Raw genomic sequence first — 14,910 nt, 5'->3', positions numbered from 1 at the left:
GCACGTGCAGGATTTTATTTTTCCATCGCGGCGGCTACGCTTTCAAGCGTCTTGTACAGCTCGGCAACCTCGCCTGCCGCTTCACTGCCCGTCTGGAAGGTAGGCACCATGCCACGCTTTGTAAGCGTCTCGGCAATCTCCGGATTGGCCAGAACAGCTTTCAAGGCGGCGCCGAAACGTTCAACACGGTCTTGCGGGGTGCCAGCCGGCATCAGCCACATATACTCAACTCCCATATTCATCGGGTAGCCTTGTTCGGTTGCTGTGGGCACATCCGGGAAATATGAAATCCGATCGCCGCCCAGGGCTGCAATCACCCGCACTTCGCCCGATTCTGTAATCGGCAACGCTTCTGAACCGGCCAGAACACCCACATTGATATGTTCTCCAAGAAGTGCCGCTGTGGTGGCAGCACCGCCGCCTGTCTGGACATAGCGGAACTTGGCACCCTTGCCATTGGCCTCAAGCATCAACATCGAAAAATGATTCACGGCGCCCAGATTCACTCCGGAAATCACCGGGTCACTGCCTCTGGCAAGTTCCATCAACTCATCAAGGTTGGTGATTTTCGAACTGGCTGGCACGACCGAAACAAGCGGGATTTCCACGCCAAGCGCGGCCAACTCAAAATCGGTAATTTTAAAGTCGGCCTTGCCCAGCGCCATCGCGGTCAGCAGCGTGACGTGATTGACCAGCACGCTGTAGCCGTCCGGGTCAGCTTCATAGACCTGCCGGCTGCCACCAACAGAACCGCTGCCGGGCACATTCACAACGACAATGGTGCCGTTCAGTTCTTTTTCCAGATAAGGCTGGATAGTGCGAACCAGCACATCCGTGCCGCCCCCTGCGCCCGCCGCAACAATCATACGGATGGGCTCTTGGGGGTAGTCCTGGGCCGTCGCAGCCTGGTTGCCAAGTGCAAGAGCAAAGGCTCCAGCAACAATTGCTTTCAATTTGGTCATGTTTTCCTCCGGTTCGGTATTACAGGCTTGGTTTTTCTACTGGGTTTTGAATTGCATATATGTCGAGGTAATTTGCGATCGAAAAGATCGATTTCGCGCACAGCCTCTTCCATCTTGCGCCACTTTACAGGCCTTATGTTCTCGAGTACATTAACTTCATACTCCACCGAGCGCAAGGTCTCATTTTTCGGCAACTTCCCCGGCGAAGACTCGACAGAGGACCAGAAATGCAGCGGGATCGACCGGCCTGAATTGTTGAAGAGTCTGGGATTGGAGAGGCAAGGCTGAGCAAATCCCTTGCCGCTGGCGGTCTCAATCCTGCATCAATAGGAGTATTCGATGGCTCGAAAATCCACATCGCATACCACCATAGACTTCGAAAAATCCGTACGGATTGACGATCTTGCCCACCCGTGGCGTGAGCCGGAGATCTTGCACTACGCAATCGACGGCATGGTCTACGGTCGGCGCCAACCCGGCCGCGTCGTCCCCGGCAATTGCTGCGTGGTCCTGGCGACAGACTATGACGGTGATTTGTGATGAATATCAATTGGGGGGTCAAAATGTTGCGCTGGATGATAAATAGACGGCAGCAAATTAAAATCGCGGCGCTGCTGCCAGCATCATCGTGTAAACATTCTGGAAAATGGAGCGGGCGAGGCGATTCGAACGCCCGACCCCAACCTTGGCAAGGTTGTGCTCTACCCCTGAGCTACGCCCGCATCCTTGGGTATTGGCAACCTCTTCGGTTGCGCTGGCACATATGGCGCAAGAAAAATGGAAAAGCAAGCTAAAGATTCAGCTTTTTTACGAGGTGGCGGGGCGGTGCTGGCAAGCGCCATCCGCTGCTGCAGGTGGCCAGCAGTTTGCGCCCTGGCGACAAAACGCGGCCGGGTGGTTGCAATCCGCCGCATATCGGTAAATGAAAGAGCTTTACAGCGGCAGGCCGCACATCGAAAGAGGCAGATATGAGTGATAAAGCGACGACTTCAACAGGTTCGGTCGGCGTTGTCGGGCTCGGCTCAATGGGGTCCGGCATGGCAGGATCTCTGGTGGCGGCAGGGCTTGATGCCTATGGTTTCGATGTAAACAGCGCTGCGGTTGATCGGTTTGTTGCGGCGGGCGGTAAAAGCGGCGATCTGCAGGATTTGGCAGGGCGGTTCTCCTGCGTGGTGCTGGTGGTGCTGAATGCGCCACAGACCGAGCAGATCCTGTTCGGGCCATCGGGTCTTGCGGCAAAGCTTGGCAAGGGCACGGCGATCATCGCCTGCGCAACGGTGCCGCCGCAGTTTGCCGAAGATATGGCGGCGCGCTGCGAGGCGCTGGATCTGCACTATCTCGATGCGCCGATTTCCGGCGGATCGGTGAAAGCCGCAAAGGGCCAGTTGACGATCATGGCTTCCGGCGCGGATGCCGCGTTTGCGGCGGCGCAGCCAGCGCTTAATGCGATGGCCGAGCGGGTGTTCAATCTGGGTCCAAAGCCGGGCACTGGTTCGGCGATGAAGGCGGTCAATCAATTGCTCGCCGGTGTGCATATTGCCGCGATGGCCGAGGCGATGACCTTTGGCATGGCGCATGGCGTCGACGGCCAGCAGATGGTTGATGTGATATCGCAATGCGCCGGGTCGAGCTGGATGTTTGAAAATCGCGGACCGCATGTGGTGGCGGGGGATTACACGCCGCATTCGGCGGTGGATATCTGGCCGAAGGATCTGGGTATCGTGCTGGATATGGCGCGCGGCAAAAAATTTGGCGCGCCACTGACCGCAGCAGCGCTGCAGCAGTTTCTGGCAGCATCGGGATCGGGTCTTGGCGCAGAGGATGATGCGGCGGTGGCAAAAGTCTATGCCAGAAATGCCGGTCTTGATCTGCCGGCAAAAGCCTGATGTGAGGCGGGGATGATTACAAGGGACGATCTGTTTGCCAGGCTGGACGAGCTGGATATTGCCCATCAAACTGTGTCGCATCCGGCGCTGTTCACGGTGGCGGACAGCCAGCAGCTGCATGGTGAACTGCCCGGCGGGCATTCCAAAAATCTTTTTCTGAAAGACAAGAAGGGCGGGCTTTTTCTGGTGGTGGCGGAACAGGCCAGTGTCGTGGATCTGAAAAGCCTGCACCGCCATATTGGCTCGCAGCGGCTGAGTTTTGGCAAGCCCGAACTGTTGATGGATGTGCTGGGCATGACGCCGGGATCGGTCAATCCGTTCGCGCTGATGAATGATAGTCAGAAGCGCTGCACCCTGTGGCTGGACGAGGCGTTGATGGCGTATGAAAAGGTGAATTTCCACCCGCTGGAAAACACCATGACCACGACCTTAAAATCCACGGATCTGCAGCGTTTTGTCGAGGCCATTGGATTTACCGCAAACCGGCTTGATTTTACCGCGCTTGCAGTGCCGGCCGGTCAGCCGGCAGGCTGAGTGCAGGCCGGTTGTTATGTGGGATTAAAACCCCATTTGGAACGTTAATGAGACTGTTGTACTAACGGCAGACTAAAGACGAGCATAGGGCAAGAGCATGATGGATGAAAAATTTCAAATGGGCGGCGCAGTTGGCGGCGCGTCAATGAGTGATCAGGGTTCCGGCCTGTCGGCATCGATGGGTGGCGCGCCGATGGCTGGCGCAGCGGCAAATGCTGCGGATAATGGCCTGGTGGGTGGCGCAGCCAGTGGCGAGTTGATCAAGGACACGACAATGCAGAGCTTTGTCGCCGACGTGATCGAGGCCTCGAAACAGCAGCCGGTGCTGGTTGATTTCTGGGCGCCCTGGTGTGGTCCCTGCAAACAGCTGACACCGCTGCTGGAAGCGGCAGTGCAAAAGGCCGGTGGCCGGGTCAAGCTGGTGAAGATGAATATTGAAGACCATCCGGAAGTCGCCGGCCAGATGGGCATTCAGTCAATCCCTGCCGTGGTTGCGTTCAAGGACGGGCAGCCGGCAGACGGGTTCATGGGCGCTGTGCCGGAAAGCCAGATTACCGAATTCATCGACAAGCTGGCTGGTCCGGCTGGTCCCTCGCCGATTGATGACATGCTGGAACAGGGCCAGGCCGCGCTTGACGCCAAGGACTTTGGCGGCGCGGCGCAGATTTATGCGGCGATCCTGCAGGCCGAGCCTGAAACTGTGGCAGCTGTGGTCGGCATGGCGGAGTGCTATATCGGCACCGATCAGGCCGACAAGGCGCTGGAGCTGCTGGCGATGGTACGCCAGCAAGTACCGCAACTGGCCGATGATCCTGCACTGGCGACAGTGGAAACCAAGATCGAACTGATCAAACAGGCCGAAGCTCTGGGGGATGCCGGAGACATGGAGACGCAACTGGCGGCTGATCCGGATAATCATCAATTGCGGTTTGATCTGACGCTTGCGCTGAACGGCCGCGGCGACAGGGCTGGTGCTGCGGATCATCTGCTCCATATAATGCAGCATGACCGCGCCTGGAATGAAGATGCTGCGCGGACGCAATTGCTGCAGTTCTTTGAAACCTGGGGTGCCAAGGATCCAGCCACGAAATCGGGACGCCGCAAATTATCGGCGCTGTTGTTTTCGTAGACATGGTTCAGCCGAAGGAGCCGGATATGTCAGTGCAAGTTGGTAACAAGACGTTTGACAGCGCGGAGGACTTCCCGTCTTCCGTACCGATTTTTCCTTTGAGTGGCGCGTTGCTGCTGCCCAAGGGACAGATGCCGCTGAACATTTTTGAGCCGCGTTATCTGGCGATGATCGACGCGGCGCTGGCCGGCGACCGGCTGATCGGGATGATCCAGCCAGCGTTGGGCGACGTGGAGGGGAAATCGGATGCGCTGTGCGAACGCGGCTGTCTGGGGCGCATCGTCTCGTGGTCGGAGTCGGGCGATGGCCGTTACCTTGTCACACTGATGGGCGTCACCCGGTTTCAACTGACCCAGGAACTGACAACGATGACGCCTTACCGCCAGGCGCGGATTTCAATCCTGCCGTTTCTCGGCGATATGGATGGCGAACTGGCGGAGCGGGAAGTGGATCGTGACGTTCTACTGGCGACATTTCGGGATTATCTGGAAGCCAATGACATGGAAGCCGACTGGGAAAGCATCAATCAGGCCTCGACGGAATCACTGGTCAATGCGCTGTCGATGATGAGCCCTTACGGACCGGCCGAAAAGCAGGCCCTGCTGGAGGCACCCGATTTGAAGACCAGGGCGGAAACCCTGATCGCCATCACCGAAATGGAACTGGCCCGCGGCGATGATGGTACAAGTCCGCTGCAGTAGATCGCTTCACGGTTACATTGAACCATTTGATGCTCCAGATCAGTTCATCGGCAAGGCAGTCAACGCGGCGCGATGCTGCGCATCGGGCAAGTTGGCTAACGCTGTCCGGTGGGCTGATATGGAGCACCGAAGGCCGAATTTGCACGCCCGCCGGACGTCGTTACACTTCGCTTGTGGTCATGAAGACCACGGCGCGAAGTGTGCCTAGCCGGCAAACGAGCAATTCCGGTCAAATGATTCAATGTAACCATGAAGCGATCTAGGACCTGACAGCGTGACCCAGCCCGACCGAAAACTTCTGGAATTGCTGGTCTGCCCGGTGACGCGCAGTCCTCTGGTGCTGGATGAGGAGGGCAACTGGCTGGTGAGCAAAAAAGCCAAGCTGAAATTCCCGGTCCGCGACGGCATTCCCATTATGCTGCTGGATGAAGCGGAACCGCTGGATGAGTGACTTTCCTCTGACAGCATCGGCATGATCTGAACAGGAAACCCTTCCATCGCAGGATAAATCGGCATAACATAAGTTGACCGACTAACTTTTACCGGTTGCGAAGGGGATGGCTTATGGCGGACAAATCGGGTCGCTCAAAGCGTCAGCGTCTTGAAGACAGCGCGGCGCAATTATTCTGGTCAAAGGGGTTTGCCGCAACCAGCATTGCCGATCTGGCGCGCCAGGCGGATGTGCCGATTGGCAATGTCTACTATTATTTCAAGAGCAAGACCGAAATGGCAGAGGCTGTGGCCGAGATGTTCGTTCAGGGCTCACAGGCCGTCCTGGAAGATATCGAAGCCCGTTTTCCGACTGCCTTCGGCAATTCCCATGCCTTGGCGCGCAAGCGGATCGAGGCATTTTTCGACATGCTGGAAAAATCCCATATGAGCCGCGCCAAAGCTGGTTGCCCGATTGCCCGGTCGATCTCCGATTTTGCTGGGGTTGCTCCAAAGGCAGCGCGCAAAGCCTCCGAGGCACTGACCATGCTGACGGCGTTTCTGGGTCGCGAGTTGATGCGGGCGGGCCATCCCAACGGAATGGTCGCGGCGCAGCAGAGCATTGCCTTGTGGCAGGGCGCGATTGTACTGGCCCACGGTACATCGGATCCGCAAATCCTGATGCGGCTATGTGCCGAACAACGCGAAGTGTTATTGCGGGCCGTCCACCACGACATCAACTAAAGCGCGAGTTTGAAGCGCCCATCTACAATGCCTGGGCCGCAGCCCAGCCGCTGGCCCAGGCCCACTGAAAATTGTAGCCCCCCAGCCAGCCGGTCACATCAACTGCCTCGCCGATGGCATAAAGTCCGGGAACCCGTTTCGCCGCCATGGTTCTTGAGGATAATTCAGCAGTACTGATGCCGCCAATGGTAACTTCGGCCTTGGCAAAGCCTTCAGTGCCGCTGGGATGAAACTGCCAGTCGGCAAGGTTTTGTTCGACCGTCGTCAGCGCCTTGTCGGACAGATTTGCCAGCTCCCGGGTGAGATCCGTCTGGCCCTCCAGCGTTTGCGCAAGTCGGCCGGCCAGAGTTTCGGCGAGCCGGTCCGGCAGACGGGCGGACAGAATGCTTTGCAGCGCTGCACGCGGTTTTTCGCGTTTTGTCCGACACAACCAGCCCGGCTCGTGGCCGGGGAGAAAATCCACGCCGATGGTCTGGCCATGACGCCAATAGGATGAAATCTGTAAAATGGCGGGACCGGACAGGCCCTTATGGGTGAACAGGGCTGCCTCGCGAAAACCGGTCTTTCCGCAGCGGGCGATGATGTCGGTCGCGACACCGGACAGATCACGAAACAGCGCTTCCTGCGGCCCAAGCGTAAAGGGCACAAGGGCGGGGCGCGGTTCTACAATTTTCAGACCGAAGCTGCGCGCCAGCTCGTAGGCAAAGCCGGTTGCGCCGAGTTTTGGAATGGACGGTCCGCCGGTGGCTATCACCAGCGCAGCCGCCCTTACGGTTCGGGTGCCGAGGCTGAGTTGAAACAAGCCATCGCAATGGCTGATGTCACGCGGTGAGGCATCAAGGCGCAGCTCTACGTGGCCCTGGTCGCATTCGCTCATCAGCATCGCGACAATCTGCCGGGCAGAGCCGTCGCAGAACAGCTGACCCAGGGTCTTTTCATGCCAGGCAATGCGATGGCGCTCGACAAGAGCGAGAAAATCAGCGGCGCTGTAGCGGCCAAGGGCGGATTTGGCGAAATGCGGATTGGCTGACAGATAGCGGTCCGGGGCGGTGTGAATATTGGTGAAATTGCAGCGCCCGCCGCCGGAAATGAGAATTTTCCGACCCGGCTCCGCCGCATGATCCAGCAGCAGCACGCGCCGGCCGCGCTGTCCGGCAATCGCGGCACACATCAGACCGGCACCACCAGCTCCAAGAATAATGGCGTCATAGTGAGAGTTAGGTGATGGCATTGAGGGTACTGTCCAGGTGACTGATGGCTGCGGCTCTATACCGTCTTTGCCGGAAATTCAAAAGATGTGAGATCATCAAGCGCACGAACTGTTTCAATGTAACCTGAAATATTCTGGAGATTATATTGAACCGGTTGAGACGGCGGGTGCACCTTAGCTATGAGAACCGTATTTTGAGAGGTGTTATGCGCCGCGCGAGCCGCATCCTTGAAGACTACCTTGTGGCCAGCGCCAGGCTGGGAGACAGAACGGCTTTTACGCGTCTGGTAGAATTGCGCGGACCGCGGCTTTTGAGCCACGCCACACGTCTTCTGGGCAATCGCGAAGAAGCCAGAGACGCGGTGCAGGAAGCCTGGGTTGATATCTTTCGCGGCCTTCGAGCGTTACGGGACCCAATGAGTTTTCCGGCCTGGTCAATGCGGATTGTGACGCGCAAATGCGGTCGTTTGATTGACGGTAAAGCATCCCGGCGCAGATTGGCGCAGGAGTTGACCCTTGAAGCCGGCACGGCGCTCGAAGACGGAGCCGGCGATTTTGTGGACGCTTCTGATGCCACAAAAGTGCGGGCGGCGATTGATGCTCTGCCGCCCGGACATGCCGCCACCATCGCCCTGTTCTATCTGGAAGATATGAGCGTTGTCGAGGTTGCGATCGCGCTTGATGTGCCGGTGGGAACCATCAAAACGCGGTTGATGCATGCGCGCAGTAAACTGAAACACATTCTGACAGGAGACAGTGATGAATAAATTGGACAGACTGATTGAAGAAGCCCTGGAAGAGCAGGACCGTGACATTCTGCATCAGACCGAGGAACTGGGGTTCTTTGCTCTTGGCATCAGCCAGTTTTCCGGCAAGCTGGGGTGGGTGACATGGGTGCTGATGATCGTGCAGACCGCGATGTTTGTCGGCGCGGTATGGGCCGGGTTCCGTTTCTTTGCAGCAACGGACATGTTGCCCGCCCTGAAATGGGGCCTTTCGGCCGTAACCCTGGCGCTGATGGCGACCCAGTTGAAGCTGAGCCTGACGCCGCAAATGCAGGCGGACCGGATCATTCGCGAATTGAAGCGCATCGAACTGATGCTGGCGCGGCAGAAAGCGTAAGGTAACCGATCCGCGCTGCGAAGGCCCGCACTGACACGCCCACACTGGGGCGATCCGGTGCGGGTGCCTGATCTTGAGGGTGCGGGCTCACATCCCCTGCACTTGCCACAGACTGACACTATATAAAGATAAATGGGGTCTGCTCTCCGGCTTAATTGAGACCGCATCGCCCGCCAGGATTGTAACATATGGTGACGTCCACAGGTTTGAAAGCATTGCGGTTTGCGGTGTCGATCGGCAATGTTCTGGCACCGGCGCTGACGGCCAGAACAGCTTTTCGACTGTTCTGCACACCGCCGCGAAGCAACGCTCTATCAGACCGGGAGACGGCGATGACGCGGCGCGCTGAAAAACGCCTCGCTGCCGCGACACAAATGGATGTCCCCTATCGCGACGGGCCGCGTTTTGACGCTGACGGAATTGACCAGACCCAAGGCACGGCAAATGATCAGAATTTGCGGAGCTATATTTTTGATCCCCAGACAGTGTCGGATTCCACAAAAACAGTGGTTCTGGTCCACGGCTGGACCGGCCGCTCCTCCTATATGTTGAGTTTTGCCAGCCCACTCCTAGCCAAAGGCTATCGTGTTGTCGCAGTGGATTTGCCGGCGCATGGCAATTCGTCAGCGCGGCAGTTGCATCTGCCCAAAGCGGTCAACGCGATGAGCGAGCTGCACCAGCGCACCGGGCCCTGGCACAGCATTATCGCGCATTCCTTCGGCGGTGCCGTAGCCTGTACACTTGTGTCTGGCCTCATTCCGGTATTTGCCAAAGTACCATTGAAGCGGCTTGTGCTGATCGCCACGCCGCATTCGATGCAATGGATTTTTCACGGATTCGGGCGCGCGGTCGGTCTCAATCGCAAAACCCAGACCCTGTTCGATGAATTGGTTGTGCCGCTGGCCGGACGGCCGCTTGAGCATTTTGAAAGTGCCGACATGCTGCAGGAGGCTTGCGTACCGACGTTGCTGTTGCATGCGCCGGATGACAAGGAGGTGCCTTTTTCAGGCGCGCAAGCGATGGCCGCATCCAGCGCAAAGGTCACCTTGCAACCCATGCCGGGTCTGGGCCACCGGCGCATTCTATATGCGCCTGATACGATTCGTGCGGCTACGGAATTTGTCCATACGGGGAAGGTCCGGCAACACAGTTCTGCAGCGAAATAGTCCGGCTCTATTGTCCTATGTCGCCTGCCGCAAGCGCGTCGGTTGGCCGGCCCCGTCAAAGGCCTGCTTGAAGTTGAAGGCATGCGGTGTTGAGCCGTGATCATGGAGATATTCAAAGCGTGCCACGCCCTCAGCCCAGTCCGGGATATGGTCGGCTTCCACCCACCACAACACATAGGGAGGCCAGACTCCGCGCTCAAACCAGGTTTTGCCAAGAACGAATGCCTCCCGGTGCAGGCCGGAATAGGTGAAGTTGAATAGCGATTGCAAATCCAGCCACAGCGACAGGGTGGCCGGTGACCAGCCATCGCCGCGCTCGTGATAAAACCGGGGAAAAATCTGGGTGCCCCAACTTGGCGGTCCCGGTTCGCCATCATAGCCGGAGCGGGCGACAAAGCCCGGGGCGCTGCCGACGTGGTGCATCAGCGGATCATGGCGTTCGCGCCAGCCCTCATTTTGAGCATCTTCTGCCGGCTGCTTGAAAACACCGAAATTATAGGCGGCGAGGCGCACTTCAGATCAACTCGCCCTGCAGCAGCTTGGGCTGAGCGGAAAAGCCAGCGGCCTCGCCGATAAAGCGTTTTTTCAGCCCCGGCATCCGGTTGACCAGTCCAAGGCCGAATGTGCGGGCCAGACGTATCGGCGGCAGGTTGTTGGAGAACAGGCGGTTGAGTATATCGGTGGTGGCTGCCATTTGAACGGTGTCGGCGCGGCGCCAGCGCTCGTAATTCTGCAACACGTCCAATGTGCCGAAATCAAGCCCCAGACGGGCTGCATCGACCAGAGTTTCCGCTAGGGCGGCGACGTCACGCAGACCCAGATTCAGGCCCTGACCGGCAATCGGATGGATACCGTGAGCTGCATCTCCCAGCAAAGCGAAGCGCGGGCGGACAAAATCCCGGGCGACCATCAGACCGAGCGGAAATGACTGTCGTGGACTGGCCAGCGACAGCGTGCCCAATTCATGGCCGATGCGGCGTTCCAGTTCCATGCGAAAGGTGAACTCATCGCCCGCGACCAAACGTTTTGCATCGCCATCGGCCTCGGTCCAGACCAGCGAGGAGCGGTGCTGATCCCCTTTTGATGGCAGCGGCAGAATTGCAAAAGGACCGGCGGGCAGGAAATGCTCCCAGGCGCGGCCATGATGCGGTTCGGTGTGGGAAATGGTGCAGACAATAGCGCTCTGGCCATACTGCCAGCCCACGGTTCTGATACCGGCCAGTTGGCGCAGGGCGGAGCGCACACCATCGGCAGCAATCAACAATCGGGTCATGATTATTTTGCCTGTGCTCAAGGTAAGGCGCTGAACCGGCCCGTCCAGGGAAAAATGAGTGACCCGGCCGGGCGGCAGAAATTCAAGGCCGCGATTTTCCGCTGCAACGGCAAGTGTGTGCACCATGACCTGATTGGGCACCATATGGGCAAAAGGCGCAGCGCTGTCAGCGTCGCCTGCAAAAGTCAGAAAAACCGGACGCACGGCATCTCCGGTCTCGCTGTCCGTAACAATCATCTCGCGGATTGGCTCGGCCGCGGATACCATATCATCCCAAACGCCCAGCGCCTGAAACAGATTGCGACCGGAAGCGGCAATTGCGGACGATCTCTGATCTTCCGACGGGGCGCGCGGATCGCGCGGATCAATGATGCCGACCTTCATGTCCGGAAGGGATGTTTTCAGGGCAAGCGCCATGGCCAGACCGGCATAACCGGCACCAGCAATCACCACATCAAAGGGAATTTCGGGTCCATCGGCATTCTGGTTCGAGGATTTGGTTGCGGCCATGGTGCTGTTCCAGATTTCACACGGGTCAGGCTGAAGATGGCCTTATCTAGCATGGCTTTCAACATGCGGGCAGAGATTTTCGCGCCAAATCCGCATTGGCTGCAGGCCGGACACTTGTTAGAGAAAGGCGCAGCGAGATATTGTATCTCTCTCAACAGCGCTCCTGGAGAACCTGATGACCGGGTCTGAAACCGACAAGCCAGAAGCCGCGGCAAACTCCCGATCCGCAATTGACCGGATGATGGCGATTCTGGATCTGGAGCGGATTGAGGCAGACAGATATCGTGGTCAGAGCCCGCAGGATGGCTGGCAACGGGTCTATGGCGGCCAGGTGATCGGTCAGGCTCTGGTGGCGGCTTCGCGAAGCGTTGAAGACCGGGTGCTGCATTCGCTGCATGGCTATTTTCTACGTCCCGGCGATCCCAGTATTCCGATATTCTACGAGGTTGAACGGGTTCGTGACGGTCGCAGTTTCTGCACCAGGCGCGTGGTTGCGTTTCAGCACGGCAAAGAGATTTTCATCATGTCAGCCTCGTTTCAGGTGCTGGAAGAGGGGCTTGAGCACCAGATTGATATGGACGCGGTACCGGATCCGGAGAGCCTGATGGGCGAATCGGAGATGAAGGCAATGATGCTGAGCCAGCCCAATGTGCCGGCACCGGTGAAACGCTATTGGGAACGCGACCGCCCGATTGAATTCCGCCCGATTGACCTGACGCATTATGTCAGCCGGGAAAAGCTGCCGCCGCTCCAGAAGGTCTGGGTGCGCAGCAGCAGCCCCCTGCCGGATGATGCCGCCCTGCAAAAATGCGCTCTGGCCTATATGTCGGATATGACGCTGCTGGATACGGCGCTGTTTGCCCACGGGCTGAATATGTTTGTCGGCAAGTTGCAGATGGCCAGTCTTGACCACGCCATGTGGTTTCACCGCCCGTTCCAGGCCCATGACTGGATGCTGTACAGCCAGGACAGTCCAAGTTCGTCAAATGCCAGAGGCTTTTGCCGTGGATCGATCTACAGCCGCGATGGAAAACTGATTGCTTCTGTTGCTCAGGAAGGCCTCATCCGCCAAATCGTCTAAATAATAGGCATTCTTTCGCATGCGATGATAAAATAGGCATTTTCGGTTAAATCGAATTGTACATCTGCGAAGACGCCCGGTTTTTGGGGGTCTGAGGCTGTATAACTCTCCCAAAAACCATTAAAAAAATCAATCTGTTACGAAGAAAATGCCGATATATCTCGGTTCTGGCACGAAGCTTGAATAAATACTGCTGAGCAATACCGGGTGCAGGATCTGTCTGCATGCCGTGTGATGCAGAAGTGTCGACCAAACGAGGCTAATCGAAGCCTGTGAGGCAGCAACCGACACACCAGAACGGGAAGCGACTATATGAAAATCATCATGGCAATCATAAAGCCATTCAAGCTGGATGAAGTGCGCGATGCGCTGACGGGCATTGGCGTGCAGGGTCTGACAGTGACCGAAGTCAAGGGTTATGGGCGGCAAAAGGGCCATACGGAAATCTACCGCGGTACAGAATATGCGGTCAGTTTTCTGCCAAAACTGAAAATCGAGGTGGCCGTCAGCAACGACATTGCCGAGCAGGCCATCGAAGCCATCGCAGCGGCAGCAAAAACCGGCCAGATCGGTGACGGTAAGATCTTCTCCTTCGCGCTTGAAAGTGCGGTGCGTATCCGCACCGGCGAAAGCGACTCCGAAGCGCTGTGAACTGCGCGTGGTTTAAAGAAAAAGTCCCAAGGAACGAATAAAATGATGTCTTTGATTTTGAAAAAAACCGGCCTGGGTGCTGGCACCCTGTTGCTGGGTGTCCTGTCTCTCAGTGTCCTGTCGCTGAGTTCTGGTACAGCTTTTGGTCAGGAAGCGACGACACCCGATGCGCTGGCCAGTTTTGCAGCAAGCGTTGATATTGCCTATATTCTCAACACAATGCTGTTTTTGATCGGTGGTTTCCTCGTCATGTGGATGGCCGCAGGCTTTGCCATGCTGGAAGCCGGCCTGGTGCGCAGCAAAAACGTTTCCATGCAATGCCTGAAAAACATCTCGCTGTATTCCATTGCCGGCCTGATGTTCTGGCTCATCGGTTACAATCTGATGTATTCCGGTGTCGATGGCGGTTATTTCGGTACACCGACACCGAAAATCATAGACCCGGTTGGCGGCAATGATCTGGCGACCGGATATTCCGGCGCGTCAGACTGGTTCTTCCAGATGGTGTTCTGCGCTGCAACGGCTTCAATTGTCTCCGGCACGCTTGCCGAGCGTATCAAATTGTGGCCATTCCTGATTTTTACGGCCGTTCTGACCGGCATTCTCTACCCGATCACCGGGTCCTGGGAATGGGGCGCAGGCTGGCTTGATGGCATGGGCTTTTCCGATTTTGCCGGCTCCACACTGGTTCACTCCGTCGGTGGCTGGGCGGCTTTGTCCGGTGCCATTCTGCTGGGTGCCAGGGCTGGGAAATATACCGCCGATGGCCAGGTTGTCGCAATGCCCGGTTCGTCGATTCCACTGGCGACTCTCGGCACTTTCATTCTGTGGCTGGGCTGGTTCGGCTTTAACGGTGCGTCTCAGCTTGCCATGGGCACAATCGCCGATGTCACCGATATCTCACGCATATTTGTCAACACCAATCTTGCTGCCAGTGGTGGTGTGATTGCTGCCGTCATTCTGACACAGATCATCTACAAGAAAGTTGATGTCACCATGGCACTCAATGGTGCTTTGGCAGGTCTGGTTTCGATCACCGCAGAACCGCTGGCACCAAGTATTTTCACGTCCGTCATCATCGGCGGTGTCGGCGGTGTCATTGTGGTGTTCGCCGTACCCATGCTCGACAAGCTGAAAATCGATGATGTGGTGGGTGCGATTCCGGTTCATCTTCTGGCCGGTATCTGGGGCACAATGATTGTGCCGTTCAGCAACAGCGATGCGACCTATTGGGTTCAGTTTGTCGGGGTTGTGTCCATCGGTGCCTTTACCTTTATCGCATCCGGTCTGGTCTGGGGCTTGCTGAAAGCCACAATCGGCCTGCGTCCGAGTGCGGAAGAGGAAGCGATGGGCATGGACAAGGCGGAAGTTGGCATCGAAGCCTATCCGGAGTTCGGTCAGGGCAGCCAGCGCATCTGATCCGGCCGATCATTCAGCACGATACGCTGAATAGACCTCCAGAACGCAGCGCAGAAACCCGGATTGCCTGGCATTCCGGGTTTTTCATTGGCT

Annotated in this window: 17 protein-coding genes and 1 tRNA gene; 13 read left to right on the top strand and 5 right to left on the bottom strand. The window is 57.3% G+C overall.

What is annotated here, in order from left to right:
- Positions 1 to 14 precede the first annotated feature (14 nt).
- Entirely contained in the window at positions 15 to 962 is a 948-nt protein-coding gene (locus tag RAL88_RS10620) for a tripartite tricarboxylate transporter substrate binding protein (RefSeq protein ID WP_306269401.1), read from the bottom strand.
- 339 nt (positions 963 to 1,301) lie between these two features.
- Here RAL88_RS10620 and RAL88_RS10615 point away from each other — a divergent pair, with 339 nt between their 5' ends.
- Positions 1,302 to 1,502, top strand: coding sequence for a hypothetical protein (locus RAL88_RS10615; RefSeq protein WP_306269399.1), 201 nt, complete (start codon positions 1,302 to 1,304; stop codon positions 1,500 to 1,502).
- Between the two features lie 107 nt (positions 1,503 to 1,609).
- Here the strand turns inward: RAL88_RS10615 and RAL88_RS10610 are convergent.
- Positions 1,610 to 1,684: transfer RNA gene (locus tag RAL88_RS10610), tRNA-Gly, on the bottom strand.
- Between the two features lie 246 nt (positions 1,685 to 1,930).
- Between RAL88_RS10610 and ltnD the strand changes: the two genes are divergently transcribed.
- From ltnD to RAL88_RS10580, 6 genes are all read left to right on the top strand, one after another.
- Complete coding sequence (gene ltnD, locus RAL88_RS10605) at positions 1,931 to 2,848, top strand: L-threonate dehydrogenase (protein ID WP_306269397.1); 918 nt, start codon at positions 1,931 to 1,933, stop codon at positions 2,846 to 2,848.
- A 12-nt stretch (positions 2,849 to 2,860) separates the two neighbouring features.
- The gene (locus RAL88_RS10600) at positions 2,861 to 3,382 is read left to right on the top strand and encodes a prolyl-tRNA synthetase associated domain-containing protein (RefSeq protein WP_306269395.1); all 522 of its coding nucleotides are present in this window, start codon (positions 2,861 to 2,863) and stop codon (positions 3,380 to 3,382) included.
- 145 nt (positions 3,383 to 3,527) lie between these two features.
- Positions 3,528 to 4,511, top strand: coding sequence for a thioredoxin (gene trxA, locus RAL88_RS10595; RefSeq protein WP_371932175.1), 984 nt, complete (start codon positions 3,528 to 3,530; stop codon positions 4,509 to 4,511).
- A 32-nt stretch (positions 4,512 to 4,543) separates the two neighbouring features.
- Positions 4,544 to 5,212 carry an LON peptidase substrate-binding domain-containing protein gene (locus tag RAL88_RS10590; protein ID WP_371932174.1) on the top strand — a complete coding sequence of 223 codons (669 nt, stop codon included), beginning with the start codon at positions 4,544 to 4,546 and terminating at the stop codon, positions 5,210 to 5,212.
- A 274-nt stretch (positions 5,213 to 5,486) separates the two neighbouring features.
- The gene (locus RAL88_RS10585; protein ID WP_306269392.1) at positions 5,487 to 5,663 is read left to right on the top strand and encodes a Trm112 family protein; all 177 of its coding nucleotides are present in this window, start codon (positions 5,487 to 5,489) and stop codon (positions 5,661 to 5,663) included.
- A gap of 113 nt (positions 5,664 to 5,776) precedes the next feature.
- Entirely contained in the window at positions 5,777 to 6,385 is a 609-nt protein-coding gene (locus RAL88_RS10580) for a TetR/AcrR family transcriptional regulator (protein ID WP_306269391.1), read from the top strand.
- A 22-nt stretch (positions 6,386 to 6,407) separates the two neighbouring features.
- Here the strand turns inward: RAL88_RS10580 and RAL88_RS10575 are convergent, their stop codons facing one another.
- Positions 6,408 to 7,616: an NAD(P)/FAD-dependent oxidoreductase gene (locus RAL88_RS10575; RefSeq protein WP_306269390.1), complete on the bottom strand. Its 1,209-nt coding sequence runs from the start codon at positions 7,614 to 7,616 to the stop codon at positions 6,408 to 6,410.
- A 185-nt stretch (positions 7,617 to 7,801) separates the two neighbouring features.
- Between RAL88_RS10575 and RAL88_RS10570 the strand changes: the two genes are divergently transcribed.
- From RAL88_RS10570 to RAL88_RS10560, 3 genes are all read left to right on the top strand, one after another.
- Positions 7,802 to 8,362, top strand: a complete 561-nt coding sequence (locus RAL88_RS10570; RefSeq protein ID WP_306269388.1) for an RNA polymerase sigma factor — start codon at positions 7,802 to 7,804, stop codon at positions 8,360 to 8,362.
- The gene (locus RAL88_RS10565) at positions 8,355 to 8,717 is read left to right on the top strand and encodes a DUF6768 family protein (RefSeq protein ID WP_306269387.1); all 363 of its coding nucleotides are present in this window, start codon (positions 8,355 to 8,357) and stop codon (positions 8,715 to 8,717) included. The genes RAL88_RS10570 and RAL88_RS10565 overlap by 8 nt, the downstream gene beginning before the upstream one ends.
- 188 nt (positions 8,718 to 8,905) lie before the next feature.
- Complete coding sequence (locus RAL88_RS10560; RefSeq protein WP_306269383.1) at positions 8,906 to 9,883, top strand: alpha/beta hydrolase; 978 nt, start codon at positions 8,906 to 8,908, stop codon at positions 9,881 to 9,883.
- Between the two features lie 15 nt (positions 9,884 to 9,898).
- On the opposite strand, the gene RAL88_RS10555 is transcribed toward RAL88_RS10560, so the two are convergent.
- The gene (locus RAL88_RS10555) at positions 9,899 to 10,396 is read right to left on the bottom strand and encodes a DUF3291 domain-containing protein (RefSeq protein ID WP_306269381.1); all 498 of its coding nucleotides are present in this window, start codon (positions 10,394 to 10,396) and stop codon (positions 9,899 to 9,901) included.
- 1 nt (position 10,397) lies between these two features.
- Positions 10,398 to 11,666: a ubiquinone biosynthesis hydroxylase gene (locus tag RAL88_RS10550; RefSeq protein WP_306269379.1), complete on the bottom strand. Its 1,269-nt coding sequence runs from the start codon at positions 11,664 to 11,666 to the stop codon at positions 10,398 to 10,400.
- Between the two features lie 175 nt (positions 11,667 to 11,841).
- Between RAL88_RS10550 and tesB the strand changes: the two genes are divergently transcribed.
- The 3 genes from tesB to RAL88_RS10535 all read left to right on the top strand — a co-directional run bounded on the left by tesB (position 11,842) and on the right by RAL88_RS10535 (position 14,817).
- Entirely contained in the window at positions 11,842 to 12,747 is a 906-nt protein-coding gene (gene tesB / locus RAL88_RS10545; protein WP_306269376.1) for an acyl-CoA thioesterase II, read from the top strand.
- A 312-nt stretch (positions 12,748 to 13,059) separates the two neighbouring features.
- Entirely contained in the window at positions 13,060 to 13,398 is a 339-nt protein-coding gene (locus RAL88_RS10540) for a P-II family nitrogen regulator (protein ID WP_306269375.1), read from the top strand.
- A gap of 42 nt (positions 13,399 to 13,440) precedes the next feature.
- Positions 13,441 to 14,817: an ammonium transporter gene (locus RAL88_RS10535; RefSeq protein WP_371932156.1), complete on the top strand. Its 1,377-nt coding sequence runs from the start codon at positions 13,441 to 13,443 to the stop codon at positions 14,815 to 14,817.
- The last annotated feature ends 93 nt before the right edge of the window (positions 14,818 to 14,910 follow it).

The organism is Pararhizobium sp. IMCC3301, assembly GCF_030758315.1.
Taxonomy (GTDB): domain Bacteria; phylum Pseudomonadota; class Alphaproteobacteria; order Rhizobiales.
The sequence above is the reverse complement of the archived record's forward strand: the minus strand, read 5'-3'. Positions and strand labels throughout refer to the sequence as shown.